Annotated in this window: 27 protein-coding genes and 1 tRNA gene; 13 read left to right on the forward strand and 15 right to left on the reverse strand. The window is 71.2% G+C overall.

Going from position 1 to position 26,940, the window contains the following annotated elements:
• Positions 1–227 precede the first annotated feature (227 nt).
• A complete protein-coding gene (locus NP777_RS27160; RefSeq protein ID WP_256652819.1) occupies positions 228–956 on the forward strand; it encodes a response regulator transcription factor in 729 nt (242 codons plus the stop codon).
• 92 nt (positions 957–1,048) lie between these two features.
• Here NP777_RS27160 and NP777_RS27165 read toward each other — a convergent pair whose 3' ends face one another.
• The gene (locus tag NP777_RS27165) at positions 1,049–1,435 is read right to left on the reverse strand and encodes a hypothetical protein (protein WP_256652820.1); all 387 of its coding nucleotides are present in this window, start codon (positions 1,433–1,435) and stop codon (positions 1,049–1,051) included.
• Between the two features lie 27 nt (positions 1,436–1,462).
• Entirely contained in the window at positions 1,463–3,133 is a 1,671-nt protein-coding gene (locus tag NP777_RS27170; RefSeq protein ID WP_256652821.1) for a sodium:solute symporter family protein, read from the reverse strand.
• 172 nt (positions 3,134–3,305) lie between these two features.
• Between NP777_RS27170 and galT the strand changes: the two genes are divergently transcribed.
• The 4 genes from galT (at position 3,306) to NP777_RS27190 (ending at position 7,849) form a co-directional block, all read left to right on the forward strand.
• On the forward strand, positions 3,306–4,349 hold the full coding sequence (galT, locus tag NP777_RS27175; protein WP_256652822.1) for a galactose-1-phosphate uridylyltransferase: 1,044 nt from the start codon (positions 3,306–3,308) through the stop codon (positions 4,347–4,349).
• On the forward strand, positions 4,346–5,374 hold the full coding sequence (galE, locus tag NP777_RS27180; protein ID WP_256652823.1) for a UDP-glucose 4-epimerase GalE: 1,029 nt from the start codon (positions 4,346–4,348) through the stop codon (positions 5,372–5,374). Before galT ends, galE begins: the two co-directional genes overlap by 4 nt.
• On the forward strand, positions 5,371–6,573 hold the full coding sequence (gene galK / locus NP777_RS27185; protein ID WP_256652824.1) for a galactokinase: 1,203 nt from the start codon (positions 5,371–5,373) through the stop codon (positions 6,571–6,573). Before galE ends, galK begins: the two co-directional genes overlap by 4 nt.
• Before the next feature lie 343 nt (positions 6,574–6,916).
• A complete protein-coding gene (locus NP777_RS27190; protein WP_256652825.1) occupies positions 6,917–7,849 on the forward strand; it encodes a LuxR C-terminal-related transcriptional regulator in 933 nt (310 codons plus the stop codon).
• Here the strand turns inward: NP777_RS27190 and NP777_RS27195 are convergent.
• Positions 7,808–8,305 (reverse strand): MarR family winged helix-turn-helix transcriptional regulator, encoded by a 498-nt coding sequence (locus NP777_RS27195; protein WP_198271285.1) that lies wholly within the window; start codon positions 8,303–8,305, stop codon positions 7,808–7,810. The genes NP777_RS27190 and NP777_RS27195 overlap by 42 nt on opposite strands.
• Positions 8,306–8,439: 134 nt before the next feature.
• On the opposite strand from NP777_RS27195, the gene NP777_RS27200 reads away from it, so the two are divergent.
• The 3 genes from NP777_RS27200 (at position 8,440) to NP777_RS27210 (ending at position 10,393) form a co-directional block, all read left to right on the forward strand.
• The gene (locus NP777_RS27200) at positions 8,440–9,264 is read left to right on the forward strand and encodes a trans-aconitate 2-methyltransferase (RefSeq protein WP_256652826.1); all 825 of its coding nucleotides are present in this window, start codon (positions 8,440–8,442) and stop codon (positions 9,262–9,264) included.
• Entirely contained in the window at positions 9,261–9,623 is a 363-nt protein-coding gene (locus NP777_RS27205; protein ID WP_256652827.1) for a glyoxalase, read from the forward strand. Before NP777_RS27200 ends, NP777_RS27205 begins: the two co-directional genes overlap by 4 nt.
• Positions 9,624–9,748: 125 nt before the next feature.
• A complete protein-coding gene (locus NP777_RS27210) occupies positions 9,749–10,393 on the forward strand; it encodes a Uma2 family endonuclease (protein ID WP_256652828.1) in 645 nt (214 codons plus the stop codon).
• On the opposite strand, the gene NP777_RS27215 is transcribed toward NP777_RS27210, so the two are convergent.
• A complete protein-coding gene (locus tag NP777_RS27215; protein ID WP_256652829.1) occupies positions 10,318–10,908 on the reverse strand; it encodes an ATP-binding protein in 591 nt (196 codons plus the stop codon). The two genes, NP777_RS27210 and NP777_RS27215, sit on opposite strands and share 76 nt — an antisense overlap.
• Complete coding sequence (locus NP777_RS27220) at positions 10,883–11,398, reverse strand: hypothetical protein (protein WP_256652830.1); 516 nt, start codon at positions 11,396–11,398, stop codon at positions 10,883–10,885. Before NP777_RS27220 ends, NP777_RS27215 begins: the two co-directional genes overlap by 26 nt.
• Positions 11,399–11,583: 185 nt before the next feature.
• On the opposite strand from NP777_RS27220, the gene NP777_RS27225 reads away from it, so the two are divergent.
• Entirely contained in the window at positions 11,584–12,456 is an 873-nt protein-coding gene (locus tag NP777_RS27225; RefSeq protein WP_256652831.1) for a helix-turn-helix domain-containing protein, read from the forward strand.
• Complete coding sequence (locus NP777_RS27230; protein ID WP_256652832.1) at positions 12,453–12,671, forward strand: DUF397 domain-containing protein; 219 nt, start codon at positions 12,453–12,455, stop codon at positions 12,669–12,671. The genes NP777_RS27225 and NP777_RS27230 overlap by 4 nt, the downstream gene beginning before the upstream one ends.
• Before the next feature lie 22 nt (positions 12,672–12,693).
• Here NP777_RS27230 and NP777_RS27235 read toward each other — a convergent pair whose 3' ends face one another.
• A complete protein-coding gene (locus NP777_RS27235) occupies positions 12,694–13,404 on the reverse strand; it encodes a TetR/AcrR family transcriptional regulator (RefSeq protein WP_166484450.1) in 711 nt (236 codons plus the stop codon).
• Positions 13,401–14,381 (reverse strand): acyl-CoA desaturase, encoded by a 981-nt coding sequence (locus NP777_RS27240; RefSeq protein WP_256652833.1) that lies wholly within the window; start codon positions 14,379–14,381, stop codon positions 13,401–13,403. The genes NP777_RS27235 and NP777_RS27240 overlap by 4 nt, the downstream gene beginning before the upstream one ends.
• 247 nt (positions 14,382–14,628) lie before the next feature.
• On the opposite strand from NP777_RS27240, the gene ppc reads away from it, so the two are divergent.
• Positions 14,629–17,349: a phosphoenolpyruvate carboxylase gene (gene ppc / locus NP777_RS27245; protein ID WP_256652834.1), complete on the forward strand. Its 2,721-nt coding sequence runs from the start codon at positions 14,629–14,631 to the stop codon at positions 17,347–17,349.
• A 486-nt stretch (positions 17,350–17,835) separates the two neighbouring features.
• Here ppc and NP777_RS27250 read toward each other — a convergent pair whose 3' ends face one another.
• From NP777_RS27250 to NP777_RS27275, 6 genes are all read right to left on the reverse strand, one after another.
• Positions 17,836–18,354, reverse strand: a complete 519-nt coding sequence (locus NP777_RS27250) for a hypothetical protein (protein WP_256652835.1) — start codon at positions 18,352–18,354, stop codon at positions 17,836–17,838.
• A gap of 69 nt (positions 18,355–18,423) precedes the next feature.
• Positions 18,424–19,014, reverse strand: a complete 591-nt coding sequence (gene pth, locus NP777_RS27255) for an aminoacyl-tRNA hydrolase (RefSeq protein WP_037950921.1) — start codon at positions 19,012–19,014, stop codon at positions 18,424–18,426.
• 88 nt (positions 19,015–19,102) lie between these two features.
• Complete coding sequence (locus NP777_RS27260) at positions 19,103–19,702, reverse strand: 50S ribosomal protein L25/general stress protein Ctc (protein ID WP_256652836.1); 600 nt, start codon at positions 19,700–19,702, stop codon at positions 19,103–19,105.
• 221 nt (positions 19,703–19,923) lie between these two features.
• Positions 19,924–20,901 carry a ribose-phosphate diphosphokinase gene (locus tag NP777_RS27265; RefSeq protein ID WP_256652837.1) on the reverse strand — a complete coding sequence of 326 codons (978 nt, stop codon included), beginning with the start codon at positions 20,899–20,901 and terminating at the stop codon, positions 19,924–19,926.
• 71 nt (positions 20,902–20,972) lie between these two features.
• Complete coding sequence (gene glmU / locus NP777_RS27270) at positions 20,973–22,430, reverse strand: bifunctional UDP-N-acetylglucosamine diphosphorylase/glucosamine-1-phosphate N-acetyltransferase GlmU (RefSeq protein WP_256652838.1); 1,458 nt, start codon at positions 22,428–22,430, stop codon at positions 20,973–20,975.
• A 140-nt stretch (positions 22,431–22,570) separates the two neighbouring features.
• A tRNA-Gln gene (locus tag NP777_RS27275) sits at positions 22,571–22,642 on the reverse strand.
• Positions 22,643–22,821: 179 nt separating this feature from the next.
• On the opposite strand from NP777_RS27275, the gene NP777_RS27280 reads away from it, so the two are divergent.
• Complete coding sequence (locus NP777_RS27280; protein WP_256652839.1) at positions 22,822–24,396, forward strand: sensor histidine kinase; 1,575 nt, start codon at positions 22,822–22,824, stop codon at positions 24,394–24,396.
• Between the two features lie 268 nt (positions 24,397–24,664).
• On the opposite strand, the gene NP777_RS27285 is transcribed toward NP777_RS27280, so the two are convergent.
• Both NP777_RS27285 and NP777_RS27290 read right to left on the reverse strand, forming a co-directional pair.
• The gene (locus NP777_RS27285; RefSeq protein WP_391858586.1) at positions 24,665–25,201 is read right to left on the reverse strand and encodes an SUKH-3 domain-containing protein; all 537 of its coding nucleotides are present in this window, start codon (positions 25,199–25,201) and stop codon (positions 24,665–24,667) included.
• A 41-nt stretch (positions 25,202–25,242) separates the two neighbouring features.
• Entirely contained in the window at positions 25,243–25,764 is a 522-nt protein-coding gene (locus NP777_RS27290) for a YwqJ-related putative deaminase (protein WP_256652840.1), read from the reverse strand.
• 196 nt (positions 25,765–25,960) lie between these two features.
• Between NP777_RS27290 and NP777_RS27295 the strand changes: the two genes are divergently transcribed.
• Positions 25,961–26,938 carry an HNH endonuclease gene (locus tag NP777_RS27295; RefSeq protein WP_256652841.1) on the forward strand — a complete coding sequence of 326 codons (978 nt, stop codon included), beginning with the start codon at positions 25,961–25,963 and terminating at the stop codon, positions 26,936–26,938.
• Positions 26,939–26,940: the final 2 nt, after the last annotated feature.

Genomic DNA, 26,940 nt, shown 5'->3' on the forward strand with positions numbered 1-26,940 from the left:
CCCGTACGACACCGTACGGGCGGGGCCGCCGCCGTGTGTGGCGGCGGAGCGCCGGGGTGCGCGCCCCCGGGGAACCCGGCCGCATCGATCGGATTGGGACGTCAATCGGATGTCAAGTAGGCACGAATGGCCGGGATTTCGGCATTCCGAGGGGCTTCTGCCCGGTAAGGGGCGCGCAACGTCGAACAAGCGTGTAGCTTTCCCCCCTGAGCGAATGGGGGGAGCTCATGGGCGTGCGACTCATGGTGGTCGACGATCACCGTCTGCTCGCGGAGGCGCTCGCCTCGGCGCTGAAGCTGCGCGGGCACCGGGTGCTCGCCGCGGCGGCGCCGAGCGCGGGCGCGGCGGACCTGGTGGTGAGCCGGGCACCCGAGGTGTGCCTGCTGGGCACGGCGGCACCCGCCGAGCCGGGGGTGTTCGACCCGGTGGTGCGGATCAAGAAGGAGCGGCCACAGGTCGCGGTCGTGGTGCTCGGCCCGGTGCCGAGCCCGCGCGGCATCGCCGCCGCCTTCGCCGCCGGGGCGTCCGGCTATGTGCGCCACGACGAGCGGATCGAGGGCGTAGAACGCGCCATGATGAAGGCGCGTGCGGGCGAGGCGGCGGTGGCGCCCCAACTGCTCCAGGGGGCGTTCGCGGAGCTGCTCAACCCCGCGGCCCAGCCCGACGACGAGGGCGCCCGGCTGCTGCGGATGCTGACCCCGCGTGAGGTGGAGGTGCTGGTGCGGGTCGCCGAGGGTGAGGACACCCGGCTGATCGCCGCGGGCATGGGGATCGCCCCCAGCACGGCCCGCACCCATGTGCAGCGGGTGCTGATGAAGCTCGGGGTGGGGTCGCGGCTGGAGGCGGCGGCCCTGGCGGCGCGTACGGGGCTGCTGGACCGCGCGGCGACGCGCCGGACCCCGCCGCCCCCGCCCCAGCCGCCTCCCGCGCCGCAGCCGCCCCCGTCGGCCCCGTAGGCCTCAAGCCGTGCCGAGCCGGGCCGGGCGCGGTGGCCGGGTGCGGTGGCCGGGCGCGGTGGGCGGGTGCGGTGGCCGGGCGCCCGCGTTTCTCAGCCCGTTCCGGACCCGGGCCCTCGGCTCCCGGGTCCCTGGCCACCGGGCTCGGCGGCCCCGGGCCCGGTCCCGGGGCCGCCCCCGGGCCGGGCGGGCTCCGGCTTGGGCTCGGCCCCCGGCGCGGACAGCGGCCTGAGCTTCATCCAGAGCAGGAAGAGCAGGCCGACCGCGAGCATGCACGACCCCGTCCAGAGGTTGATGTTGATGCCCGACGCCTTCCGCACATCCGCGTCCGAGGCGGTGAACCCGGCGATGAGGACGATGATCCCGTAGATCACGAACAGCCCGCCGATGATCCGCCGTACATCGAACAGCCGGGCCGCGGTCGCCGACTTCTGCTGCAGGTCCTCGACCTCGTGCCGGTATTCGTACTCCTCACTCATGGCGCACGCTCCTTAATCCCGGAAGGGTCACAGGGAGAACGGGATGTAGCACAGGGCCGCGAGGATCAGCGCGCTCCAGCCCAGCACGGCCGGACGGCGGTACCACGCCTCGTCGCCCGGCGCCGGCGGCTCGGCCACCCCGGGCGCGGTGGTGCCGTAGACCAGACCGGCCAGCGACTCCACCGGCTTGGGCTTGGTGAACGGGGTCACCGCGACCATCACCACCCCGCCGGCCACGAACGCCACGATGGCCGAGACGAAGTTGGCGCCCTGGTCGCTCGGGATGGAGATGACGTCCGCCTTGTAGAGCCAGAAATAGTTGATCATCGCGGCCACCGTGCCGCACAGCAGCCCCCAGAACCCGGCCGGGGCGGAGGCCCGCTTCCAGAACATCCCGATGATGAAGACGCAGAACAGCGGCACGTTGAAGAACGAGAACAGGGTCTGGAGGTAGTTCATGATGTTGCTGAACGAGGAGGCGATGAACGCCGTCCCCATACCGGCCAGCACCCCGATCGCCGTCACCACCCGCCCGGTCAGCAGGTAGTACCCGTCCGGCCGGCCCTTCCTGATGTACGCCCGCCAGATGTCGTTGGTGAAGACCGTGTTGAACGACGACACATTGGCCGCCATGCCCGCCATGAAGGCGGCCAGCAGCCCGGTCACCGCGAGCCCGAGCACCCCGTTCGGCAGCAACTCGCTCATCAGCAGCGGAATCGCGTCGTTGTACTGCAGCCCGCTCTTCTCGGAGCCGATGTCCGGCTGGAGGACCAGCGCGATCAGCCCGGGGACGACCACGATCAGCGGGATGAACATCTTGGGGAACGCGGCGATCAGCGGGGTGCGCTGGGCGGCCGAGAGGTTCTTGGCCGACAGGGCGCGCTGCACCTCGGCGAAGTTGGTCGTCCAGTAGCCGAAGCTCAGACAGAAGCCGAGACCCAGCACGATGGTCAGCCAGTTGGCCCCCAGCGGGTTGGCCGAGCCGATGCCGGTGCCGCCCCAGGCGGAGACGAAGTTCGGGCCGTGGGCGTCCGTGAGCGCGTCCTTGAGCCCGCCGAAGCCGCCGATCCGCCGGAGGCCGACGACGGTGAGCGGGATGAGGGCGGCCAGGATCACGAAGAACTGCAGCACCTCGTTGTAGATCGCCGAGGAGAGTCCGCCGAGGGTGATGTACGCGAGCACGAAGAGCCCCGCGACCACGATGGCCACCCACTGCGGCCAGCCCAGCAGCGCCTCCACCACGATCGCCATCGCGTAGAGGTTCACCCCCGCGATCAGCACGGACGCGACCGAGAAGATGATCGAGCTGAGCAGATGCGAGGACGGCCCGTAGCGGTGCAGCAGGAACTCGGGCACGGACCGTACCTTGGAACCGTAGTAGAACGGCATCATCACCAGGCCGAGGAAGACCATGGCCGGAATCGCCCCGACCCAGTACCAGTGCACCGTGTACACCCCGTACTGCGCGCCGTTGGCCGCCATTCCCAGGATCTCCAGGGCGCCCAGATTCGCGGCGACGAAGGCCAGACCGGTGACCCACGCGGGCAGCGACCGGCCGGAGAGAAAGAAGTCGAGGCTGGTCTTGACGCTCGCTCTGGCGGCGAAACCCACGCCGAGGACGACGACGAAATACAGGATCAGGATCGTGTAGTCGAGTGCGTTGGTGGGGAGCCGTAGCCCTTCGGCCAGATAGTGCATGGTCTCGCCTCATCGCCTGAACGGAATGCACCAGAAACGTTCGGTGAACGTATCCGAATTCTTGTGGTTTGTCCGAGCACCTTCCCCGTGCATTGACGGCACTGTTGGCTTGTGGTTCATTATGTTGAGTTGTGTTGGGTGGGTGCAGGTGCACATGACAGGAGCTGGCGGAGTGAAGAAGACGGCGACGCGGCTCGCGGACGGACGCGAGCTGATCTATTACGACGCGCGCGACGACGCGGTGCGCGACGCCGTCGACCAGCGGCCGCTCGACCCCATCGCGACCCGCTCGGAGATCCGGCACGACCGCCTGCTCGGCGACCGGGTGGCGATCGCCTCCCACCGCCAGGCGCGCACCTACCACCCGCCGGCCGACGAATGCCCGCTGTGCCCCTCCCGCGAGGGGCGGCACAGCGAGATCCCCGCCTCCGACTATGACGTCGTGGTCTTCGAGAACCGCTTCCCGTCGCTGGCCGGGGACTCGGGCCGGTGCGAGGTCGTGTGCTTCACCTCCGACCACGACGCCTCCTTCGCCGACCTCGACGCCGAACAGGCCGCTCTGGTGCTCGACGCCTGGACCGACCGCACCGCCGAGCTGGCCCAACACCCCGCCGTCGAGCAGGTCTTCTGCTTCGAGAACCGCGGCAAGGAGATCGGCGTCACCCTCGGCCATCCGCACGGCCAGATCTACGGGTATCCCTTTGTGACCCCTCGTACCCGGCTGATGATCCGTTCGCTCGGCGAGCACCGTGCGGCCACTGGTCGGAATCTGTTCGATGATGTGGTGGCCGATGAGCTGGCCGACGGGCGCCGGGTGGTGCTCGACGGCGAGCACTGGGTCGCGTTCGTCCCCTACGCCGCCCACTGGCCCTACGAGGTGCACCTCTACCCGAAGCGGCGGGTCCCGGACCTGCCGGCGCTGGACGAGGCCGCGCGCACAGAGTTTCCACAGATGTATCTGGAACTCTTGAAGCGCTTCGACCGGATTTTCGGCGAGGGTGAGTCGCCCACGCCCTACATCTCCGCCTGGCACCAGGCGCCGTACCGCATGACCGACCGCGGTGAATTCGCACTTCACCTCGAGCTTTTCACCATCCGCCGCACTTCCGGCAAGCTGAAGTTTCTCGCGGGTTCCGAATCCGGCATGAATGTGTTCATCAACGATGTGCCGCCGGAGGCCGCGGCCGAGCGACTGCGAGAGGTAGCGAGCAAGTGAGCAATGCGCAGCAGAAGAAGTACCTGGTCACCGGCGGCGCCGGCTATGTCGGCAGCGTGGTCGCGGCGCATCTGCTCGAAGCCGGACACCGGGTGACGGTGCTGGACGACCTTTCCACCGGCCACCGCGCCGGGGTTCCCGAGGGCGCGGAGTTCATCGAGGGCCGCATCCAGGACGCCGCCAAGTGGCTCGACCCCTCCTACGACGGCGTGCTGCACTTCGCGGCGTTCTCCCAGGTCGGCGAGTCCGTCGTGAACCCCGAGAAGTACTGGGTCAACAATGTGGGCGGCACCACCGAGCTGCTCGCCGCGATGCGCGACGCCGGGGTGCGCACCCTCGTCTTCTCCTCCACCGCCGCCACCTACGGCGAGCCCGACCAGGTCCCGATCACCGAGGACCTCCCCACCGCGCCCACCAACCCCTACGGGGCCAGCAAGCTCGCCGTCGACCACATGATCAGCGGTGAGTGCGCCGCCCACGGCCTGGCCGCGGTCTCCCTGCGCTACTTCAACGTCGCGGGCGCCTACGGGGCGTACGGCGAGCGCCATGACCCCGAGTCCCACCTCATCCCCCTGGTGCTCCAGGTCGCCCAGGGCCGCCGCGAGGCCATCTCCGTCTTCGGCGACGACTACGCCACCCCCGACGGCACCTGCGTCCGCGACTACATCCATGTCGCGGACCTCGCCGACGCCCATCTGCTCGCCCTCGGTGCCGCCCTCCCGTCTCCCACCACCACCCTCAACGGAGGCGCTGCGCGCCGCGGAGTCAATCCTGGCGAGCATCTGATCTGCAACCTCGGCAACGGGAACGGCTTCTCCGTCCGCGAGGTCATCGAGACGGTGCGCCAGGTCACCGGCCACCCCATCCCGGAGATCGCCGCCCCGCGCCGCGGCGGCGACCCGGCGGTCCTGGTGGCCTCCGCCGAGCGTGCCAAGGAGCGCCTGGGCTGGCGCCCGACCCGCGCCGACCTGGCCGGAATCGTCGCGGACGCATGGGAGTTCGCGCAGCGGAGGGAGAGTCAGTGACGGACGAGCACGGCCCCGAGCGGGTCACGGCGGAGTTCCGCGAGGTCTACGGCACCGAGCCCGGCGGCGTCTGGGCCGCGCCGGGCCGGGTCAATCTGATCGGCGAGCACACCGACTACAACGACGGCTTCGTGATGCCGCTCGCCCTGCCCCACACCTGCCTGGCCGCCGCCTCGCCGCGCACCGACGGGGTGCTGCGGCTGCACTCGGGCGACGTCCCGGGCGGGGTCGTCGAGCTGCGGGTCGAGGAGCTTGCGCCGGTCGCGGGCGGCTCGGGCGGCGGCGACCGCGGCGGCTGGGCGGCCTATCCGGCCGGAGTGGTCTGGGCGCTGCGCGAGGCGGGGCTGCTGACGGGCGCGGCCGGCGGTGCGGAGCTGCACTTCGCGTCCACCGTGCCCACCGGCGCCGGGTTGTCCTCGTCCGCCGCGCTTGAGGTGGTCACGGCCACCGCGCTCAACGATCTGTACGGGCTGGGGCTCACCCCGCCGCGCATCGCCCAGCTGTGCCAGCGCGCGGAGAACGCGTTCGTGGGCGTGCCCTGCGGGATCATGGACCAGATGGCGTCGGCGTGCTGCACCGAGGGGCACGCCCTCTTCCTCGACGCCCGTGATCTCAGCCAGCGCCAGGTGCCGTTCGACCTGGCGGCCGAGGGGCTGCGGCTGCTGGTCGTGGACACCCGGGTCAAGCACGAGCTCGGCGACGGCGCCTACGCGAGCCGGCGCGACGCGTGCGAGGCGGCCGCGCGGGCGCTCGGGGTACGGGCGCTGCGGGACGTGCCCTTCGAGGGGCTGGACGCGACGCTCGCCGAGCTGGAGCGGCTGGGCTGTGACGCGGCCACCCGGCGGCGGGTGCGCCATGTGGTGACCGAGGACCGGCGGGTGGAGGAGGTCATCGGGCGGCTCGACGCGGGGGACACCCGGTCCATCGGGCCGGTGCTGACCGCCGGGCACGCCTCCTGCCGCGACGACTTCGAGATCTCCTGTGAGGAGCTCGACCTCGTCGTGGAGACGGCGAACGCGGCGGGGGCGCTCGGATCGCGGATGACCGGGGGCGGCTTCGGCGGCTCGGCCATCGTGCTGGTGGCGGAGGGGGACGCGGAGGCGGTGAGCAAGGCGGTGACCGAGGCGTTCGGCGCGGCCGGGCACCGGGCGCCGCGGATCTTCCCGGCGGTGCCCAGTGCGGGGGCGCGACGGCTGTAGAGGGCCGTACCCACCGGCCCTTGGTCGCCTCTCGGTAAATTTTTGCCGCTCGTGGATCCCGTACTCCCCAAGAGCGAACAAGAAACCCACAGTGAACAGTCGAGAGCGGTCAGTTTCGCTAATCCGCTTCCTATATGAGACCACGGCCTTACTCTGAGTACAGCGTCGGTGGGGGCCGACGCTTATCAGGGGGCGAGACAGTCAGGTACGACGTCCGGGGTGGGGTAGCGATCACGGCACGGCGGCGGCCGTGCGGGTTGCGGTGACCTTGCGCCGGGCGCCGTACCCGCACTGTTTCTCGGTGTATCCGGGATCTTTCATCCGGCGACGTGGGGGGTTGTTCGTGGCGCGTATTCGGGTTCTCGTGGTCGACGACCATCGTATTTTCGCCGAGTCCTTAGCGGCCGCCCTCGCGGCGGAGCAGGACGTGGACGTGGCGGCGGCCGGAAGCGGTCCGGCGGCATTGCGCTGTCTGGAGCGCGCGGCGGCGGAGGGGCGCCGCTTCGACGTCCTGCTGGTCGATGCCGACTTGGGCACGGCCGCCGACGGTATGGGGCCACCGCTTCCGGTGCCGGCCGAGCTGCCGTACGGCGGGGCGAACGGCACGGCGCACAGCGGCATCCATGGCGGGGCGCGCGTCGGCGCGCACGGCGGGCCGAACGGCGGGCCGCACGGTGGAGCCCATGGCGGCCCTGGGGCTGGGGCCCATGGCGGCCCTGGGGTCAATGGCAGCCCCGCACGGGCGGTGAACGGCCGGGCGGCCGACGGCATATCGCTCGTCGGCGCGGTCCGCTCCGCCCAGCCGGGGGTGCGCACCGTGGTGCTGGCCGAGCGCGACGATCCGCGCCGCGCGGCGGCGGCGCTGCAGGCCGGGGCGTCCGGCTGGGTCGCCAAGGACTGCTCGCTGGTCCGGCTGCTCGCGGTCATCCGGGGGGTGCTGCGGGAGGAGACCCATCTGCCGCCCGCTCTGCTCACCGGCGTCCTGCGGGAGTTGACGGCCGCCCGTAAGCACCGCACCGAAAGTGAGCGTCTGGTCGAGTCGCTGACCCCGCGTGAGCGGGAGGTGCTGCGCTGCATGGTGGCCGGGCTCGGCCGTAAGGCCGTCGCCGAGCGGCTCTTCCTCTCCCCGCACACCGTCCGCACCCATATGCAGAATGTGCTGGGCAAGCTGGGCGTCCACTCCACGCTCGCGGCCGTGGCGCTGGCCCGCCGCGCCGGGGTGGGCCCGGTCGACCTAGCCGGGGAGATTGTCGAACGGGGCGGTCAGCTGGCGTAGCAGCGCGGCCAGTTCGGCGCGCTGGGCCTGGGAGAGCTCGGCCAGGATGGCGTGCTCATGGTGCAGCAGCCCCGCCAGTGCCTGATCGGCGCGGTCACGCCCTTCGGCGGTCAGCCGGACCAGCACACCGCGCCGGTCACTGGGGTCGGGCCCCCGCTCGACCAGGCCCTTCTTGGCGAGCCGGTCAATGCGGTTGGTCATGGTGCCCGAGGTGACCAGGGTCTGGGTCAGCAGCTGCCCGGGGGAGAGCTGATACGGGGGCCCGGCCCGGCGCAGCGAGGTCAGGACGTCGAACTCCCAGGGCTCCAGATTGTGCTCGGCGAAGGCGATCCGCCGTGCCCGGTCGAGATGGCGGGCGAGCCGGCTGACCCGGCTGAGCACTTCGAGCGGTTCCACATCGAGGTCGGGGCGTTCCCGCCGCCACGCCGCGACCAGCCGATCGACCTCGTCCTCCATGGCGATCAGTGTAGTGGGTCTGTCGACATGAAGTCTCTTGACATCAAGAGATAGCGTGGAGCACGGTAAAGCGCCGGGACGCGCGGAAGCGACCCCGGCGACTCGTACCGACCGTACCCGCAGGGGGACCGACCATGACCACCGCACCCAACTGGGACCCTCGGCAGTATCTCCGCCACGCCGGCCACCGCACCCGGCCCTTCCTGGATCTGCTGGCCCGCGTCCCCGAACTGCCCACCGACCCCGGCCGCCCGCCCCGCATCGCCGATCTGGGCTGCGGCGCTGGGAACGTCACCGCCCTGCTCTTCGACCGCTGGCCGGACGCCCAGGTCACCGGCCTGGACAGCTCCGCCGAGATGCTGGCCGAGGCCCAGTCCCTCGCGGGCCCCACCACCGGCGGCGGCCGCCTCGACCTCCGGCGGGCCGATGTGCGGAACTGGGCGCCGGACGAGCCCTACGACCTGATCGTCTCCAACGCCGCCCTCCAGTGGATTCCCGGCCACCCCGACGCCTTCCCCACCTGGCTGGCCGGACTGCGCCCCGGCGGCACCTTCGCCTTCCAGGTCCCCGGCAACTTCACCGCCCCCAGCCACACCCTGCTGCGCGACCTGTGCAACGCCCCCGAATGGCGCGACCGCCTCGCCGATCGCGTCCGCGACCCCGGTGGCGTCCTGGAGCCGACCGAATACCTGGCGCGCCTGGCCGCCCTCGGCTGCGAGGTCGACGCCTGGGAGACCACCTATGTGCAGATCCTGACCGGCCCCGACCCCGTCCTCGACTGGGTCAAGGGCACCGCCCTGCGCCCGGTCCTGACCGCCCTCGCCGACGACCCACCCGCCCGCGACAGCTTCCTCACCAGCTACGCCGCCCTCCTCCGCGACGCCTACCCCGCCGCCCCCCACGGCACGGCCTTCCCCTTCCGTCGCGTCTTCGTCGTCGCCCACCGGGCCGCCCGATGATCACGTCCCTCGACCACGTACAGCTCGCCGCTCCACCCGGCAGCGAAACTGCGCTGCGCGCTTACTGCGGCGGGGTGCTCGGCCTGGCGGAAGTCCCCAAACCGCCCGCCCTGGCGGCGAACGGCGGCCTGTGGTTCGCCCGCGGCCCGGTCCAGCTGCACCTGGGCATCGACCCGGACTTCCGCCCCTCCCGCAAGGCTCACCCGGGGCTCAGGGTCGTCGGCATAGAAGCCTTCGCCGCCCGCCTCGCCGGGCACGGTGCCGAGGCCGTCTGGGACGAGAAACTGCCGGGGCACCGCCGCTTCTACTCCGAGGACCCGGTCGGCAACCGGCTGGAGTTCCTGGAGCCGAGCGGCTGATATCACCCGATCGGATGATCAGTTCGATGTTTGCCGTGATTGAGCCCTCGCGGACGCATAGCGTCACGGTGTCGCTTGTGCCGCAGTGGCGTCGGCGCCCAAACTGATGGAGGAGGTGCTTCACGATGACCGCTCTCGCGCATGAGCCGTACCCCGCACTGGAGGAAGACGTGCCTTCGACCGCCGGGCATGAGGCCGTGTCCCTGGACGAGGTGCTGTGGCAGGCGTGGAAGGCCATGGAACTCCCCGAGGGCTACCGGGCCGAGATCATCGAGGAGTTCATCGAGGTGTCGCCCACAGGCCGTCGCCGTCACACCGTGATCATCAATCGTCTCCGCCGGGCCCTGGAGGCCCATCTAGCGGATGGCGACCACGCCGCCTACCAGGACGGCAATCTCATCCACCGCCGCAAGGTGTGGATCCCCGACCTCTTCATCGCCCCCGAGGACCTCGACGAGATCCCCGACGAGGAAGACCTCGGAGTGGACGCGAGCGGCGTCCAGGCCGTCTTCGAGGTGGTCTCGCCGGGCCGGGAAGCCCAGGCCCGCGACCGGAAGCGCAAGCGTCGTGCCTACGCCCGTGCGGGCATTCCGCTCTACGTCCTGATCGACGACTTCGACGGTGAAGGGACGGTCGTCATCCTCACGGCGCCCGACCCCGACAAGGCCGTCTACGCCGACGAGCACCGCGTCCCCTACGGCACCGACGCCGTCATCCCCGACGGCCCCGCCAAGGGCTTCGTCATCGGCGAGGCCATCGTCGGGCCGTGATGCTCAGCCGTTCCAGTCCGGGGTGAGCCGGGTGCCGGTACAGCCCCTTCCCGCGGAAGTCGCGTTTCCGTTTCCGTGGCGACCTCGGCCCATACGGTCAGTCCCGCACGGGAGCGTCGGCCGCCCCAGCGGTGCGCCAGTGCCGCGACCATGAACAGACCGCGCCCGTGCTCGTCGTCCCCCTCGGGCGGAGCGGTGACCGGGATGTCGCCCGCGCCCTCATCGGTCACGGTGACGATGGCCGAGCGCCCGGCCAGCGCGAGCGTGACCGCGACCGATCGGCTGGCGGTGTGTTCCAGCGCGTTGGCGGCGAGTTCGCCGATGACGGTCTCCAGCGCCTCGGTGGTCTCCCTGGGCAACCCCCATGAACGCGCCGTCCTGGCCACATGTCGACGGGCCGCGGCGGCGGAAGCGAGATCGTCGCCGGGGAGCGTCCACAGACTCAGTGCCTGCGGGCGTGTGGCGCTGCCGAGCGCGGCGCCGACCGCCTCAAGAGACGCGGCGCATTGGTCCACGACCGGCCCCCTTGGTACGGATGTCGGAGAGCCACACTCCGGCGAGATGGGCGAGCGCGGCGGCGACGGCCTCGCACAACTCGTCGCCGTCGGTGGTGAGCGGGCCCGCCGTGGCCGGTGCCACGATCCAGCGCCGCCCGCAGGCGGCCCGGCGACCGGCGCGGACATTCGCCTGGGGTGACGGCCAGCGCATGACGCCGGAGGCGACGCAGCGCGTGCCGGTCAGCGGCGGCCAGCTCGCGGAGCAGCCTGGCGGCGAGAGGAATTCGACTGTCGCCCGCAGCGGCACGTCCAGTACGAGCCCGAGGGCCGTGCCGCTCGCGCGCAGCCGGTGCAGGGCGACTGCCGCGATCGTGCGGGTCACTCGCGTGACGTCCCACGCCGTGCCGATGGGCACTTCCGCGGCTCGCCCGGTTCGCCAGGCCCGTTCGACGTCGGCTAACCGGGCTCCGGCGGCGACGGCCGGTGCGGTGGGGGTGTGCGGTGTCATGGGCAGCTCCCTTGAGGCGATTGGCATGCGCGTCTGAGACCTTCACGAGGAGCTTGCCATTGAATTCCAACAACTGGCCTTTACGTCAGTAGAGTTCACCAGTGTGGGTGACTGACTCCCTGGAGTCGTCAACTCGATGCGCATCACCGCATACGCTCGGCGGACTCGACGGGAGGGAGCGTGGGATGACCGCCACGATGACGGGACCGGCCGGACGCATGCAGATCGCGCGGGGGCTGATCGCGCTGCGTGAGCGTTGCGGCCTGACGCAGACTCAAGTTGCCGAGCGTGCGGGCGTGAGCAAGGCGACAGTGAGCCGATACGAGGCTTGGCAGGACCGTGCGCGTATTCGCTGGGCAACGGTCAAGGCACTGGCCGACGCCTGCGAGGCATCCGCAGAGGAGCGGGAAGCGCTGGTGCGCGTCGTCAAGTCGCAATCCGAGGGCTGGTGGGTCGGCAACAGCGCGGTACCGGAGTGGATCGATCCCCTGGTCTCGTTCGAGCATGAGGCGGAGTACGAGCACGTGTACGCGAACAACGTCGTACCCGGACTACTTCAGACCCGTGGCTATGCGACCGCGATCCACCGGGCGACTGAACTGCGCACCCCCAACGAGCAGGTCGAGCGCATGGTCGACGCCCGGATGCAGCGCCAGAGCATCCTTGACCGGCAAGTGCCCCTGCATCTGTGGGTAATCCTGGACGAAGCCGTACTCCGTCGCATCGTGGGTGACGAGGCGGTGATGGCCGAGCAGTTGGACCACCTCTACGACATGGCGCAGCGCCCGAACATCGATATCCAGCTACTCCCTTTCACGGCTGGAGCCCATGCCGCGGGGTCCGGGCACTTCGTCATCCTCGGCCGGGACGATGCACGAAACCCGCTCAACTCCATGGCCGTCGTGTACATCGAGATGCGGCGCAGGGGCTTGTACCTTGACGACGTGGACGCGGTGTCTTCCTATAAGTTGTCGTTCGATTACCTTCGTTCGCAGGCAGCCGACTCGACAGTTTCACTGCGGCTGCTGGGGACCGTGCGACAGGAGTTCTCTTCATGAGCGATCGCATATCCACCGTTGGCATGGCAGCCGCGATCTGGCGCAGAAGCAGTTACAGCGGCCCGGAGGGCAATGAGTGCGTCGAGGTCGCGGACCTCCGTACCCACATCGCCGTCCGCGACTCCAAGAACACGACCGGCCCCGTCCTGACCTTCCCCGCCGACGCCTTCGCCTCGTTCGTCGGCGAGGTGAAGGCGGGACGCCGGCGCGACTGAGGCTGTCCCTTGACTGCGCCCGTCAGTTCTTGCGGTGGCCTATCAGGCGGGGCTTCTGCTCCAGGCCGTCCAGGCCGTGCCAGGCCAGGTTCACCAGGTGGGCCGCGACCTCGGCCTTCTTGGGTTTGCGGACGTCGAGCCACCACTGGCCGGTCAGGGCGACCATGCCCACCAGGGCCTGGGCGTAGAGCGGGGCCAGTTTGGGGTCGAAGCCGCGGGCCTTGAATTCCAGGCCCAGGATGTCCTCCACCTGGGTGGCGATATCGCTGATCAGGGAGGCGAAGGTGCCCGTGGACTGCGCGACGGGGGAGTCGCGGACGAGGATGCGGAAGCCGTCCGTGTACTCCTCGATGTAGTCCAGGAGGGCGAAGGTGGCCTGCTCGCACAGCTCGCGCGGGTGGCCCGCGGTGAGGGATGTGGTCACCATGTCGAGCATTCGCCGCATCTCGCGGTCCACCACGACCGCGTACAGCCCCTCCTTGCCGCCGAAGTGCTCGTACACCACCGGCTTGGAGACCCCGGCCTTCGCCGCGATCTCCTCCACCGAGGTGCCCTCGAAGCCGCGCTCGGCGAAGAGCGTGCGACCGATGTCCAGCAGCTGCTCCCGGCGCTCCTTGCCGGTCATCCGGACCCGGCGGGGCCGCCGGGCTCCGGATCCGGAGGGTCGGCCGGCCCGGCGCGGCCGGTCCTTTTCACCGCTGGTATTACTGTCGGTCGCCACGCCCTCTATCATGCCGCTCCGACGGTCTCCTTCTGACGGCGGGCATCGATCCGGTCCTCGCTCGGCCACCGGACGTCATACGCCCAGCCCGCCTTCTCGAACCAGCGGATGATCCGGGCGCTGGAGTCCAGCTGGCCCCGCATCACCCCGTGCCGGGCGCAGGTCGGGTCCGCGTGGTGCAGGTTGTGCCAGGACTCGCCGCACGAGAGGACCGCGAGCCACCACACATTGCCGGAGCGGTCCCGCGACTTGAACGGGCGCTTGCCCACCGCGTGGCAGATCGAGTTGATCGACCAGGTCACATGGTGGAGCAAGGCCACCCGGACGAGTGACCCCCAGAAGAAGGCGGTCACCGCGCCCTGCCAGGACCAGGTCACCAGTCCGCCGATCACCGGCGGCACCATCAGGGAGACCACGGTCCACACCACGAACTGCCGGGAGACCGCCCGGATGGCGCCGTCCTTGATCAGATCCGGTGCGTACTTGGACTGCGGGGTCTGCTCCTCATCGAACATCCAGGCGATATGTGCCCACCACAACCCCTTCAGCAGGGCCGGAACGGTCTCGCCGTACCGCCACGGGGAGTGCGGGTCGCCCTCCGCGTCGGAGAACTTGTGGTGCTTGCGGTGATCGGCCACCCAGCGGACCAGCGGGCCCTCCACGGCCAGCGACCCCGCGATCGCCAGCGCGATCCGCAGCGGCCGCTTCGCCTTGAACGAGCCATGGGTGAAGTAGCGGTGGAAGCCGATCGTGATGCCGTGGCAGCCGATGTAGTACATCGACACCAGTAGCGCCAGATCCAGCCAGCTGACCCCCCAGCCCCAGGCCAGGGGAACCGCCGCGACGAGCGCGACGAAGGGGACGGTGATGAACAGGAGAAGGGTGATCTGTTCGATGGAGCGCTTGCTGTCCCCGCCGAGCGTGGCGGAGGGAAGCAGGGCCTCCTGGGCCTTCGGCGTGTCATTGACCACGTCGGGGCTTGCAGTCATGGGATCCCTCGTGGGGCTCGGGGGCATGGCTACGGATGCGTAACCTACGGCGTCGTAAGTATGGCAGGGCCGGGAAGCGGGGCAATAGGGCTCTGGTCTCACCCAGGGTCGTGCCGCCTATCCTGGGGAGCGTCGGACAGCGCGGTCCGCACATGGCCGAAAGCACCGGGTCAGCAGCCTGCGGCGCCCGCCGTGCACGCTCTGATGCCGCGCTTCGAACCCCGTTCACTGCAAGGAGCCCGCACCTGTGAGCAGTGCCGACCACACCAACGCCGCCCTGCGTGCCGATATCCGCCGTCTGGGCGACCTGCTCGGCGAGACCCTCGTCCGACAGGAGGGCCCCGACCTCCTCGAACTCGTCGAGCGCGTCCGTGCCCTCACCCGCAGTGACGGCGAGGCCGCGGCCGAGCTGCTCGGCTCCACCGACCTCGAGACCGCCGCCAAGCTGGTCCGCGCCTTCTCCACCTACTTCCACCTGGCCAACGTCACCGAGCAGGTGCACCGCGGCCGCGAGCTGCGCGCCCGCCGCGCCGCCGAGGGCGGGATCCTCGCCCGCACCGCCGACCAGCTCAAGGACGCCGACCCCGAGCACCTCCGGGAGACCGTCGCCAACCTCGGCGTACGCCCCGTCTTCACCGCCCATCCCACCGAGGCCGCCCGCCGCACCGTCCTCACCAAGCTCCGACGCATCGCCGAGCTGCTCGACACCCTCGCCGTCGGCGGCGACGCCCGCCGCGCCGACCTGCGGCTCGCCGAGAGCATCGACCTGCTCTGGCAGACCGACGAGCTGCGCGTCGCCCGCCCCGAGCCCGCCGACGAGGCCCGCAACGCCATCTACTACCTCGACGAGCTGCACGCCGGTGCCGTCGGCGACGTACTCGAGGACCTCACCGCGGAGCTCGAGCGCGTGGGCGTCGAGCTGCCCGCCACCACCCGCCCCCTCACCTTCGGCACCTGGATCGGCGGTGACCGCGACGGCAACCCCAACGTCACCCCCGAGGTCACCCGCGACGTCCTGATCCTCCAGCACGAGCACGGCATCACCGACGCGCTGGAGATCATCGACGAGCTGCGGGCCGCGCTCTCCAGCTCCATCCGCAACACCGGGGCCTCCGAGGAGCTTCTCGCCTCCCTCCAGCGCGACCTCGAACTGCTGCCCGAGATCAGCCCGCGCTACAAGCGGCTCAACGCCGAGGAGCCCTACCGGCTCAAGGCCACCTGTATGCGGCAGAAGCTCGTCAACACCCGCGAGCGGCTCGCCGGGGACACCCCCCACCAGCCCGGCCGCGACTACCTCGGCTCCGGCGAACTCCTCGCCGACCTCCACCTCGTCCAGGACTCGCTGCGCGCCCACCGCGGTCAGCTCATCGCCGACGGACGGCTCGAGCGGTCCATCCGCACCCTCGCCGCCTTCGGCCTCCAGCTCGCCACCATGGACGTCCGCGAGCACGCCGACGCCCATCACCACGCCCTCGGCCAGCTCTTCGACCGGCTCGGCGAGGAGTCCTGGCGCTACGCCGACATGCCGCGCGACTACCGGCGCAAGCTGCTCGCCAAGGAACTGCGCTCCCGGCGCCCCCTCGCCCCCACCCCGGCGCCGCTGGACGCCGCCGGTGCCAAGACCCTCGGCGTCTTCCACACCATCCGCGAGTCCTTCGAGCGCTTCGGCCCCGAGATCGTCGAGTCCTACATCATCTCCATGTGCCAGGGCTCCGACGACGTCTTCGCCGCCGCGGTCCTCGCGCGCGAGGCCGGGCTGATCGACCTCCACGCGGGCTGGGCCAAGGTCGGCATCGTTCCGCTGCTGGAGACCACCGAAGAGCTGAAGATCGCCGACAAGCTTCTCGACGAGATGCTCGCCGACCCCTCCTACCGGCGGCTCGTCGCACTCCGCGGCGATGTCCAGGAGGTCATGCTCGGCTACTCCGACTCCTCCAAGTTCGGCGGCATCACCACCTCGCAGTGGGAGATCCACCGCGCCCAGCGGCTGCTGCGCGACGTCGCCCACCGGCATGGCGTACGGCTGCGGCTCTTCCACGGCCGCGGCGGCACCGTCGGCCGCGGCGGCGGCCCCACCCATGACGCGATCCTCGCGCAGCCGTGGGGCACGCTCGAGGGCGAGATCAAGGTCACCGAGCAGGGCGAGGTCATCTCCGACAAGTACCTCGTGCCCTCGCTGGCCCGCGAGAACCTGGAGCTGACGGTGGCCGCCACGCTGCAGGCGTCCGCCCTGCACACCGCTCCGCGTCAGTCCGACGAGGCGCTCGCCCGCTGGGACGCGGCCATGGAAACCGTCTCCGAGGCCGCGCACGGCGCCTACCGCACGCTCGTCGACGACCCCGACCTGCCCGCGTACTTCTTCGCCTCCACGCCGGTGGACCAGCTCGCCGAACTCCACCTCGGCTCCCGGCCCTCCCGCCGCCCCGACTCCGGCGCCGGCCTCGACGGGCTGCGGGCCATTCCGTGGGTGTTCGGCTGGACCCAGTCCCGGCAGATCGTCCCCGGCTGGTTCGGCGTCGGCTCCGGCCTCAAGGCCGCCCGCGAGGCCGGGCTCGACGGCGTCCTCGACGAAATGCACCAGCACTGGCACTTCTTCCGCAACTTCCTGTCCAACGTCGAGATGACGCTGGCCAAGACGGATCTGCGGATCGCCCGGCACTACGTGGACACGCTGGTGCCGGATGAGCTGAAGCATGTCTTCGATGTGATCCAGGAGGAGCACGAGCTGACGGTGCGGGAGGTGCTGCGGATCACCGGTGGCCGGGAACTCCTGGACTCCAACCCGGTGCTGAAGCAGACGTTCCACGTCCGGGACGCGTACCTCGACCCGATCTCGTATCTGCAGGTGACCCTGCTCCACCGGCAGCGCACCGCGGCCGAGCGGGGCGAGGACCCCGACCCCCTGCTCGCCCGCGCGCTCCTCCTCACGGTCAACGGGGTGGCCGCGGGCCTCCGCAACACGGGCTGACGACGGCGTGACACGGGGCGGGGCCCCGCTCCCTTTGGGAGCGGGGCCCCGCCCCGTGTGTCGTGGGGTAATGAGTCTCCGGGGGCTCCGCCCCCGGCCCCCCACCAGGCAGCAGGCTCCGCCGCTGCCACCCCCGCAGCCCAGGGCCGCGCCCAATCGGCCCCTTCGAGGAGCGGCCCACTTCCCCCTCGGGGCCACTCGGGGCGGGGCTTCTGTGCCGGGTACGGCACCCCATCCCCGCCGCGATGGCGAGCACCTCAACGTCGGTGTCCGGCGGTGCCGAACTGTCCGCGTGTGCTCCGTCGCCGCCCGGCATGGCTTCTGGGTGCGCCGGGTACGGCACCTCATCCCCGCCGCGATGGCGAGCACCTCAACGTCGGTGTCCGGCGGTGCCGGACGGCCCGAGCCGCCGGGGCGGTCGTACCACGGTGGGACGGTCCCGGGACGAAGCGGCAGCCCAGACGCAGCAGGGGGACCCGGTGAACGCTACAGCGTAAGCGTGGCGAAGGAGGCCCCCAGCAGCGCCGCGCCCAGTAGGCCCATGGCCCAGCCTGTGCGGCGTAGGCCCAGGCCGCCCGCGACGATCAGGGAGGTGAGGAGGAGGGAGCCGCCGAAGGGGACCCAGGCGTGGAGGATGCCGGCGGGGCCGGTGCGGACGGCGTGGTCGGTGCCGGGTTTGAGGGCCACCGCCACCCGGTCGCCCGTCCCGTTCGTGACCGCCTCGTCGATCCGTACCCGGCCACGGGACTTGCCGCCCGCGGCGGCCGGGGCGAAGGAGCCGGTGCACCATTCGTCGCCGCAGTCGGAGACCGTGACGGTGCCGCGCTCAAGCCCCTTGGTCAGCATCGACGGCTTGGCGTCGCCCCAGGAGGACCACACCCCGGCGACCAGGATCAGCAGTGCGACGAGCACCATCGCCACGTTCTTCGCCAGCAACAGGAACCCGTACGCGCTCTCGCCCGCCCGCCGCGTACGGCTGCGCTTGGTCACACCGGTGGAAGCCATGGCGGCGATCCTCGCCATCCCCGGGCCGCCGGTCAACCTTCCGCCGAACAAACGGGCGAACGGCGTTTTTCAGGAGTTGTATGTCCCCTGCGCACGCTCAAGACCGTCCGCGATGAGCGTTTCCACCGCGTCCGCCGCGCGGTCCACGAAGTAGTCCAACTCCCGGCGCTCCGCAGCGGAAAAGTCCTTCAGGACAAACGCCGCGACATCCATCCGGCCCGGCGGACGGCCGATTCCGAAGCGCACCCGGCAGTAGTCCGCGCCCAGCGATTTGGTGATCGACTTCAGGCCATTGTGGCCATTGTCACCCCCGCCGATCTTCAACCGCAGGGCGCCGTAATCGATGTCCAATTCGTCATGGACGGCCACGACATGACCGACCGGCACCTTGTAGAAGTCGCGCAGGGCGGTCACCGGGCCGCCCGAGAGGTTCATGAAGGACATCGGCTTGGCGATCACGACGCGGCGGCTCGCCGGTCCCGGCGGGCCCACCCGGCCCTCGACGACCTGGGCCCGCGACTTGTGCGCCTTGAAACGGGCGCCCATCCGCTCGGCCAGCAGATCGGCCACCATGAAGCCGACGTTGTGGCGGTTGCCCGCGTACTCGCCACCGGGGTTGCCGAGGCCCACCACAAGCCAGGGGCTCGTGTCGTCCGTCATCTGGATGTCTCTCCTTGAGGACGGCCGCCGCCCCGCACCCCAGGGGGCGGGACGGCGGCCGGAGAAGCGAAAAGGGAGCAGCGGCAGATTACGCCTCGGCGCCCTCGGCCTCGCCCTCGGCGCCCTCCTCGGCCGGGGCCTCGGCCTGGGCGGCGACCACCTGAAGCACGGCCGCGTCCTCCTCGACGGCCAGCGAGGTACCGGCCGGGAGGGTGATGTCCTTGGCGTGGATGGTGGCACCCGCGTCCAGGCCCGCGATGGAGACGGTGACCGACTCCGGGATGTGGGTCGCCTCGGTCTCGACCGGCAGGGCGTTCAGCAGGTGCTCGAGGAGGTTGCCGCCGGGGGCCAGGTCGCCCTCGGTGAGGATCGGAACCTCGACGGTGACCTTCTCACCCTTCTTCACCAGCAGCAGGTCGACGTGCTCCAGCACGCCGATCTTGATGGGGTGACGCTGCACGGCCTTCGGGATGACCAGCTCGTCCTTGCCGCCCTCGACGTCCAGACGGATCAGCACGTTCGAGTTCTTCAGCGCCATCAGCAGGTCGTGCGCCGGCAGCGTGACGTGCAGCGGCTCGACGCCGTGGCCGTAGACCACGCCGGGAACGCGCTCGGCGGCACGGGTACGGCGGGCGGCACCCTTACCGAACTCGGTGCGGGGCTTAGCGGAGATCTTGACCTCGGCCATGGGGCACTCCTCGTAGATCGCTTACGGTGTGTGGGCGTCACCCGGCCCACGACAGACCTGCTACGAAGAGCGCGTCGATAACGGACAGCCGCTGTGAGAAGCGGCCTCCCTCGCCGAGCAACCCCACGATTCTACCAATGGCCGAGGGCACCTCCGCCAACGGCTGAGGCCACCCCCTGACGGGAGTGGCCTCTAGGTCCGGTCCTGGGAGGTTAAGCCGCTCACGCTTGCTCCTCGAACAGGCTGGTCACCGAGCCGTCCTCGAAGACCTCCTGGACCGCGCGGGCGATGGTCGGCGCCATCGACAGCACGGTCACCTTGTCCAGCTCGACCTCGTTGGGGGTCGGCAGGGTGTTGGTGAAGACGAACTCACTGACCTTGGAGTTCTTCAGCCGGTCCGCGGCCGGGCCGGACAGCACACCGTGGGTGGCGGTCACGATCACGTCCTCCGCGCCGTTCGCGAACAGCGCGTCCGCCGCCGCGCAGATGGTGCCACCGGTGTCGATCATGTCGTCGACCAGCACACACACCCGGCCCCGCACATCGCCGACCACCTCGTGCACGGTGACCTGGTTGGCCACGTCCGGGTCCCGCCGCTTGTGCACGATCGCCAGCGGCGCGCCCAGCCGGTCGCACCAGCGGTCCGCGACCCGCACCCGGCCGGCGTCCGGCGACACCACGGTGAGCTTGGACTTGTCGACCTTGGCGCCCACGTAGTCCGCGAGTACCGGCAGCGCGAAGAGATGGTCCACCGGGCCGTCGAAGAAGCCCTGGATCTGGTCGGTGTGCAGATCGACCGTGAGGATCCGGTCGGCACCCGCCGTCTTGAGCATGTCGGCGATCAGCCGGGCCGAGATCGGCTCCCGGCCACGGTGCTTCTTGTCCTGACGGGCGTAGCCGTAGAACGGAACGATCACCGTGATCGAGCGTGCGGAGGCCCGCTTCAGCGCATCGACCATGATGAGCTGCTCCATGATCCACTTATTGATCGGAGTCGTGTGGCTCTGGATCAAAAAGCAGTCGGCGCCGCGCGCCGACTCCTGGAAGCGGACGTAGATCTCGCCGTTGGCGAAGTCGAATGCCTTGGTCGGGACCAAGCTGACGCCCAGCTCATGGGCGACCTCCTCGGCCAGCTCGGGGTGGGCGCGGCCGGAGAAGAGCATCAGCTTCTTCTCGCCGGTCGTCTTGATCCCGGTCACAACAAGTCTCCTTGGATGTCACTTTGGTGCACTTCTCACCGTACGCCCCGCACGGCCTGCCTGTGCACATGTCACTGCTGGCCCTCGTCCTCCCGACGAGCGGCCTCGGCGGCTCGTGCCGCTGCGCTTCCGGGGCGCTTGCGGGCGACCCAGCCCTCGATGTTCCGCTGCTGTCCGCGTGCGACGGCGAGCGAGCCCGGGGGCACATCCTTGGTGATGACCGATCCGGCGGCGGTGTAAGCGCCGTCCCCGATCGTGACGGGAGCCACAAGCATGTTGTCGGCCCCGGTCCGGCAGTGGCTGCCGATGGTGGTGTGGTGCTTGTTCACACCGTCGTAGTTCACGAAGACGCTGGCGGCGCCGATGTTGGTCTGCTCGCCGATCGTCGCGTCGCCCACGTAGGACAGATGCGGCACCTTGGTGCCCTCGCCGATCGTGGCGTTCTTCATCTCCACGTACGTGCCGGCCTTGGCCTTGGCCCCCAGCCGGGTCCCGGGGCGCAGATACGTGTACGGCCCCACGCTCGCCCCCGCGCCGATCTCGGCGCCCTGCGCGACGGTGAACGAGACGGCCGCGCCCGGACCGACGGTGGTGTCGGTGAGCCGGGAGTCCGGCCCGACCTCGGCGTCCGCGGCCAGGTGGGTGGCGCCCAGCAACTGGGTGCCGGGGTGGACCAGCGCGTCCGGCTCGAAGGTGACGGTCACGTCGATCCAGGTGGTGGCGGGGTCGATGACGGTCACGCCGCTCAGCATCGCCCGCTCCAGCAGCCGCTCGTTCAGCAGCCTGCGGGCCTCGGCCAGCTGGACGCGGTTGTTGATCCCGAGGATCTCGCGGTGGTCGCCCGCCACACAGGCGCCCACCCGGTGCCCGGCCTCGCGCAGGATGCCGAGCACATCGGTGAGGTATTCCTCACCCTGGCTGTTGTCGGTGCGCACCTTGCCGAGGGCGTCGGTGAGCAACTGGGCGTCGAAGGCGAAGACCCCGGAGTTGATCTCGCGGATCGCGCGCTGCGCGTCGGTGGCGTCCTTGTGCTCCACGATCGCGGTGACGGCGCCGGTCGCGTCCTCCCGCACGATCCGGCCGTAGCCGGTGGCGTCGGGGACCTCGGCGGAGAGCACGGTCACGGCGTTGCCGTCGGCGTCGTGGGCCGCGGCGAGCCGCTGGAGCGTCTCGCCGGTCAGCAGCGGGGTGTCACCGCAGACGACGATCACGGTGCCGTCGAGGGCGACCCCGCTGTCGGACAGCTCCTCCAGGCCCATCCGGACGGCGTGCCCGGTGCCGTTCTGCTCGTGCTGGACGGCGGTGCGCACCTCGGCGTCGATCTCGGCCAGATGCGCGGAGACCTGCTCCCGGGCGTGGCCGACCACGACCACGAGGTGTTCGGGGGAGAGCTCACGGGAGGCGGCGACGACATGCCCGACGAGGGAGCGGCCGCAGAGGGCGTGCAGAACCTTCGGGGTCGCCGATTTCATGCGGGTGCCCTCACCCGCTGCGAGGACGACGACGGCTGCCGGGCGGTTGGCGCTCACGGGTGTGCCCTTCGGCTTCGGGGGTGGACACCCGCAGGATACCGAGAGGTTTCCGGGCGGAAAGGAAGGAGGGTCCCGAGCCGGGAGGTCAGACCCCGGGAAGGCGGAACGCGAGACGGGGGCCGAGGCGGAATGTGAAGCTCCCCCGCCAGGACTCGAACCCGGACAAATGGCACCAAAAGCCACTGTGCTGCCAATTACACCACGGGGGATGGCGCAGGCCATCTGACCGGAATTCGATCAGATCGCCGCTTCGGCGCCCTCCACTATGCCGTACCAGGAGCCTTCCGTGCGACGGTATGTGCCGGCCCGTTGGGGGCGCGGGCGGCGCGGCGGGCGCGCCGCCGTGTCACCGGGAAAAGCGCTGGCGCCCGGCCGTAGGCTGGGCGCTATGAGTTCGACGGGGGAAGAGGCGGCGGGCGCGCGGGGCGCGCCCGCGGGGCCGTGGTGGTGGCCGCGGCGGCGGAGCATGGTGCTCGATGTCCTGCTCGCCGCGGCATCGGCGATCGAGTGTGCGGCGGAAGGTGTCAGTTTCGCCCACGATGCCCGGATTCCGGTGGCCGTCGGGATGCTGATCGGGGGGCTCGTCGGCGCCACGCTGGTGCTGCGGCGCCGCTGGGCGATCGCCGTGGTGCTGATATCGATCGCCGTCTCCCCCGCCGAAATGGGTGTGCTGCTCGGCGTCGTGGGGCTCTACACCCTCGCCTCGTCCGAGGTGCCGCGCCGGATCACGGCGCTGCTGGCCGGAATGGCGGCGGTGGGCAGCTTCCTCGTCACGGTGATCGGCCTCCGCCGGGACAGTCCGCAGAACGGTCTGGGGACCTCCGTATGGGAGGCCCCGATGTTCGCCATGGTGCTCACTCTGGGGCTGACCGCCCCGCCCGTGCTGCTGGGGCTGTACGTCCGCGCGCGGCGGCGGCTGGTGGAGAGCCTGCGGGAGCGGGCGGACGGTCTGGAACGGGAGCTCTCGCTGCTCGCGGAGCGGGCGGAGGAACGGGCCGAGTGGGCCCGTAACGAGGAGCGGACCCGGATCGCGCGGGAGATGCACGACGTGGTGGCGCACCGGGTGAGCCTGATGGTGGTGCACGCGGCGGCGCTGCAGGCGGTGGCGCTCAAGGATCCGGAGAAGGCGTCGAAGAACGCGGCGCTGGTGGGCGACATGGGGCGGCAGGCGCTGACGGAGCTGCGGCAGATGCTGGGGGTGCTGCGGTCCGAGGACGGGCTGCGGGCCCCGGCGGGCGCGGGGGCGGCGTCCGCCGCGGGGTCCTCCTCCGCCGATGCCGCCCGGTCCTCCTCCGCCGATGCCGCCGGCGCCGCCGATGCCGCCGATGCCGCCGGGTCCTCCGGCGAGGAGCGGCCGCTGGCGGCGGTGGCGGCCGCGGCCTCGGCCGCCGCGGCGGCGGCCGGGAAGGGCGTGGAGGTGGCCGGGGGGCCGCGGCTGGCGGAGCTGGAGGCGCTGGTCGGGCAGTCCCGGGCGGCGGGGATGGCCGTGGAGCTCTCGGTCGAGGGCGAGGAGCGGCGGTACGCGGCTCCGGTGGAGCAGACGGCCTACCGGGTGGTCCAGGAGGCGCTGACCAACGTCCACAAGCACGCCCCGGGCGCGAGCGCCCGGGTCCGGGTGGCCCACCGCACCGCCGAGATCGCGGTCCAGGTGGAGAACGGGCCGTCGGAGCGCGGCGCCGCGGACGCGGGGCTGCCGAGCGGGGGGAACGGCCTGGTCGGGATGCGGGAGCGGGTCTCGACGCTCGGCGGGGGCTTTGTGTCGGGAGCCACGGAGGCGGGTGGCTTCCGGGTGTCGGCGGTCATCCCGGACGGCACGGACGGGCCTGGCGGCCCGGACGGACGCGACCGTACGGATCGCCCCGGCCGCCCGGATGACACGGATCACACGGACGGGACGTCTCGTACGGACCGCGCCGCGGCCGAGGGACGCGCCGGGGGCGTGGAGCGGGCGAAGAGCGCCTAAGAGGGGGCGACGGAGCTTGGCGCCTGCGGCGGGCTGTTCCCCTACCCGCCCCTTCCCGAAACTGAGGCTCCACCCCAGACCCCGGGGCCCAGGGGCGGAGCCCCTGCCGCGCGCCGGGGGCGTGGAGCGGGCGAAGAGCGCCTGAGCGTTCTGCGGACGTGCCCTGAGCTGCCGTCGATCGTCTGCGGCGCCGTCGTGGCCGGTCGCGCCCACGCGGCGGAGCCGCACATCGACACGGCCCCGCGCCCCTACGGGGCACCGGCGCGCGTTACGCGAGGGTCAGCCGGGTCGGGAGCGCGCCCGTGACAAGGGTGCCGAGGGCGGCGTCCAGGGTGGGGCCGAGGTACCAGTCCCCGGTGTGGTCGAGGCTGTAGATCCGTCCCTCCGCGTCGATGGTCAACACCGCCTGCCCGTCGGCCTCCTCGCCCAGCGGGCTCACCTCGGTCTCCAGGGCCCGGCCCAGATCGCCGAGGGTGCGGGCGAGGTGGAGGCCGAGCAGGGGATCGATACGGAACGGGGTCGGCGCGATCTCGCGGCCCGCCCCGGGCGGCTGGATGTGCAGCCCGCCGAACTCCGCCCACGCCTCGACCGCCGCCGGGAAGACGGCGTGCCGATGGCCCGCGGGGGAGGTGTGGGCGCGCAGGGTGTCGGCCCAGACCTCGGCGCGCCGCATGTCCCAGCGGCCGGGCTGCCAGCCCGCCTCGCGCAGGGCGGCGTCCACGGCGACGGAGAAGCGGGTGACGTCCATGCGGTCGATCGGCCGCCGGGCCGGGCGTGCCGACGCCCCCTGCGGGGCCTGTGCCATCTGTGGCGCCTGTGCCGTCCGTGGTGCTTGATGTGCCTGGCTCACGTGCTCTCACCCACCACCCGTACGCCGAAATGGGCCAGCAGCGCGGCGCAGGACAGACAGGGCGGGGCGTAGCTGCCGTGCTGCGGGTCGCCCGCCTCCCGGATCCGGCGGGTGGTGAGCTTGGCCTGTTTGAGCGAGCGGCGGGCCTCACCCTGGGTGAGCGGTTTGCGGGAGGCGCGCTTGGAGCGGCCGGCCTCGACGTGCGCCAGATGGCGGGAGAGCAGGATCACCTCGGGGCAGCGCCCGGTGAATCGTTCACGCTGGCCGCTGGCGAGCGCGTCGAGGAATTCCCGCACCAGCGGATGGAGCGTCGGCGGCTGATCGGCCTTGCCTCCGGTGCAGGTCAGCGTCTCGCCGCGGACGGACAGCGCGGCGGCGACGGCGGGCAGGATGCCGTCGCGGCGGCGGTGGAGCGGCGGTGGGCCGGCATCGGGGTCGACGCTGCTCCATCTCAGCCGGGGGTCGCCGGCCGCGGGGCCGGCGCCGTCGCCGCCTCCGTTGCTCTGCGTGATGTGCATGTGGTGGATCCCTCCCTGTGCAATCCCCCGGTTGCAATGATCAGATTGCCAAATCCCGCGGGTCCTGCGGTAGTCCGGGCCTGAACGACCTGGTGGGGAGCGAGGGGCCGCTGGGGGCGGGTGGCCGCCCGGTTCGGCCTGTTGCGTCACCGCATAGGCTGTGCCCAGTAGCCAGCATCAGCAGGGGGCAACCGCCATGACGACAGGTCGGCTCGGGCAGCATGCCGCGCCACCGAACACGGCCTACGCCGGGCAGGTCGTGCACTTCCCGGATCCCGTCCGGGCCGCTCGGCACCCCAAGGGCGTCCGCGTGGACGAAAACGGCTTTCCGGACTTCTCGCCGTATACGCGCGCGGCCGCCGAAATCGCCGAGCCCCCGGAGGGGTTCGGCGTCGACGAACTCCGGCTGACCGACTACGTCTCGGCCAACGCGGCGCTGCACGCCGCCGGCCACGAGCTGTGGAACGGGGCGTCGGCGGTGGCCACCCCGCACGGCTGGACCTGGCACCACGTCGTCGGCACCCGGCGCATGGAGCTGATCCCGGTCGAGGTCAAGGCGCTGCTGCGGCACCACGGCGGGCTCGCCACGGCGCAGGTCGACCAGGAGAAGCGGGGCACCCGCCCGCTGCAGGAGACCCGGCCGATGCATGTGGGCCTGCCGATGCGGGGCATCTCCGTCACCGAGGAGCAGGTGCTCGGCGTCGAGGAGGACCTCGGCTACCGGCTGCCCGAGTCGTACCGCGCCTTCCTCAAGGCGGCGGGCGGCTGCGCACCGGTCGGCACGGCGCTGGACCCGGAGCTGGGGCTGCTGATCGACCAGCCCTTCTTCACGGTGCGCGACGAGGCGGCGGTCAATGACCTCGTCTATATCAACAAGTGTCTGCGGGACCACTTCACCAAGGACTATCTGGGCGTCGGCTTCGTCCAGGGCGGGGTGATCGCGGTCAAGGTGAAGGGTGACGCGATCGGCTCGGTGTGGTTCTGCGCGTATGACGACGCGCGGGACCGTGACGGCTGGACGGTCCAGGAGCGGGTGGAGCGGCTGTTGCTGCCGTGCGGCGACGACTTCGACGCCTTCCTGCTCCGGCTGGCGGGCAATCCGCCGGAGTTGGAGACCGTGGCGAACCTGATGGTGGACGGTGGATTCGCGTACGCCGTCCCGGTGGAGGGGTGAGC

It is taken from the genome of Streptomyces rugosispiralis (assembly GCF_024505145.1).
In the GTDB taxonomy this organism is placed as follows: Bacteria; Actinomycetota; Actinomycetes; order Streptomycetales; family Streptomycetaceae; genus Streptomyces; species Streptomyces rugosispiralis.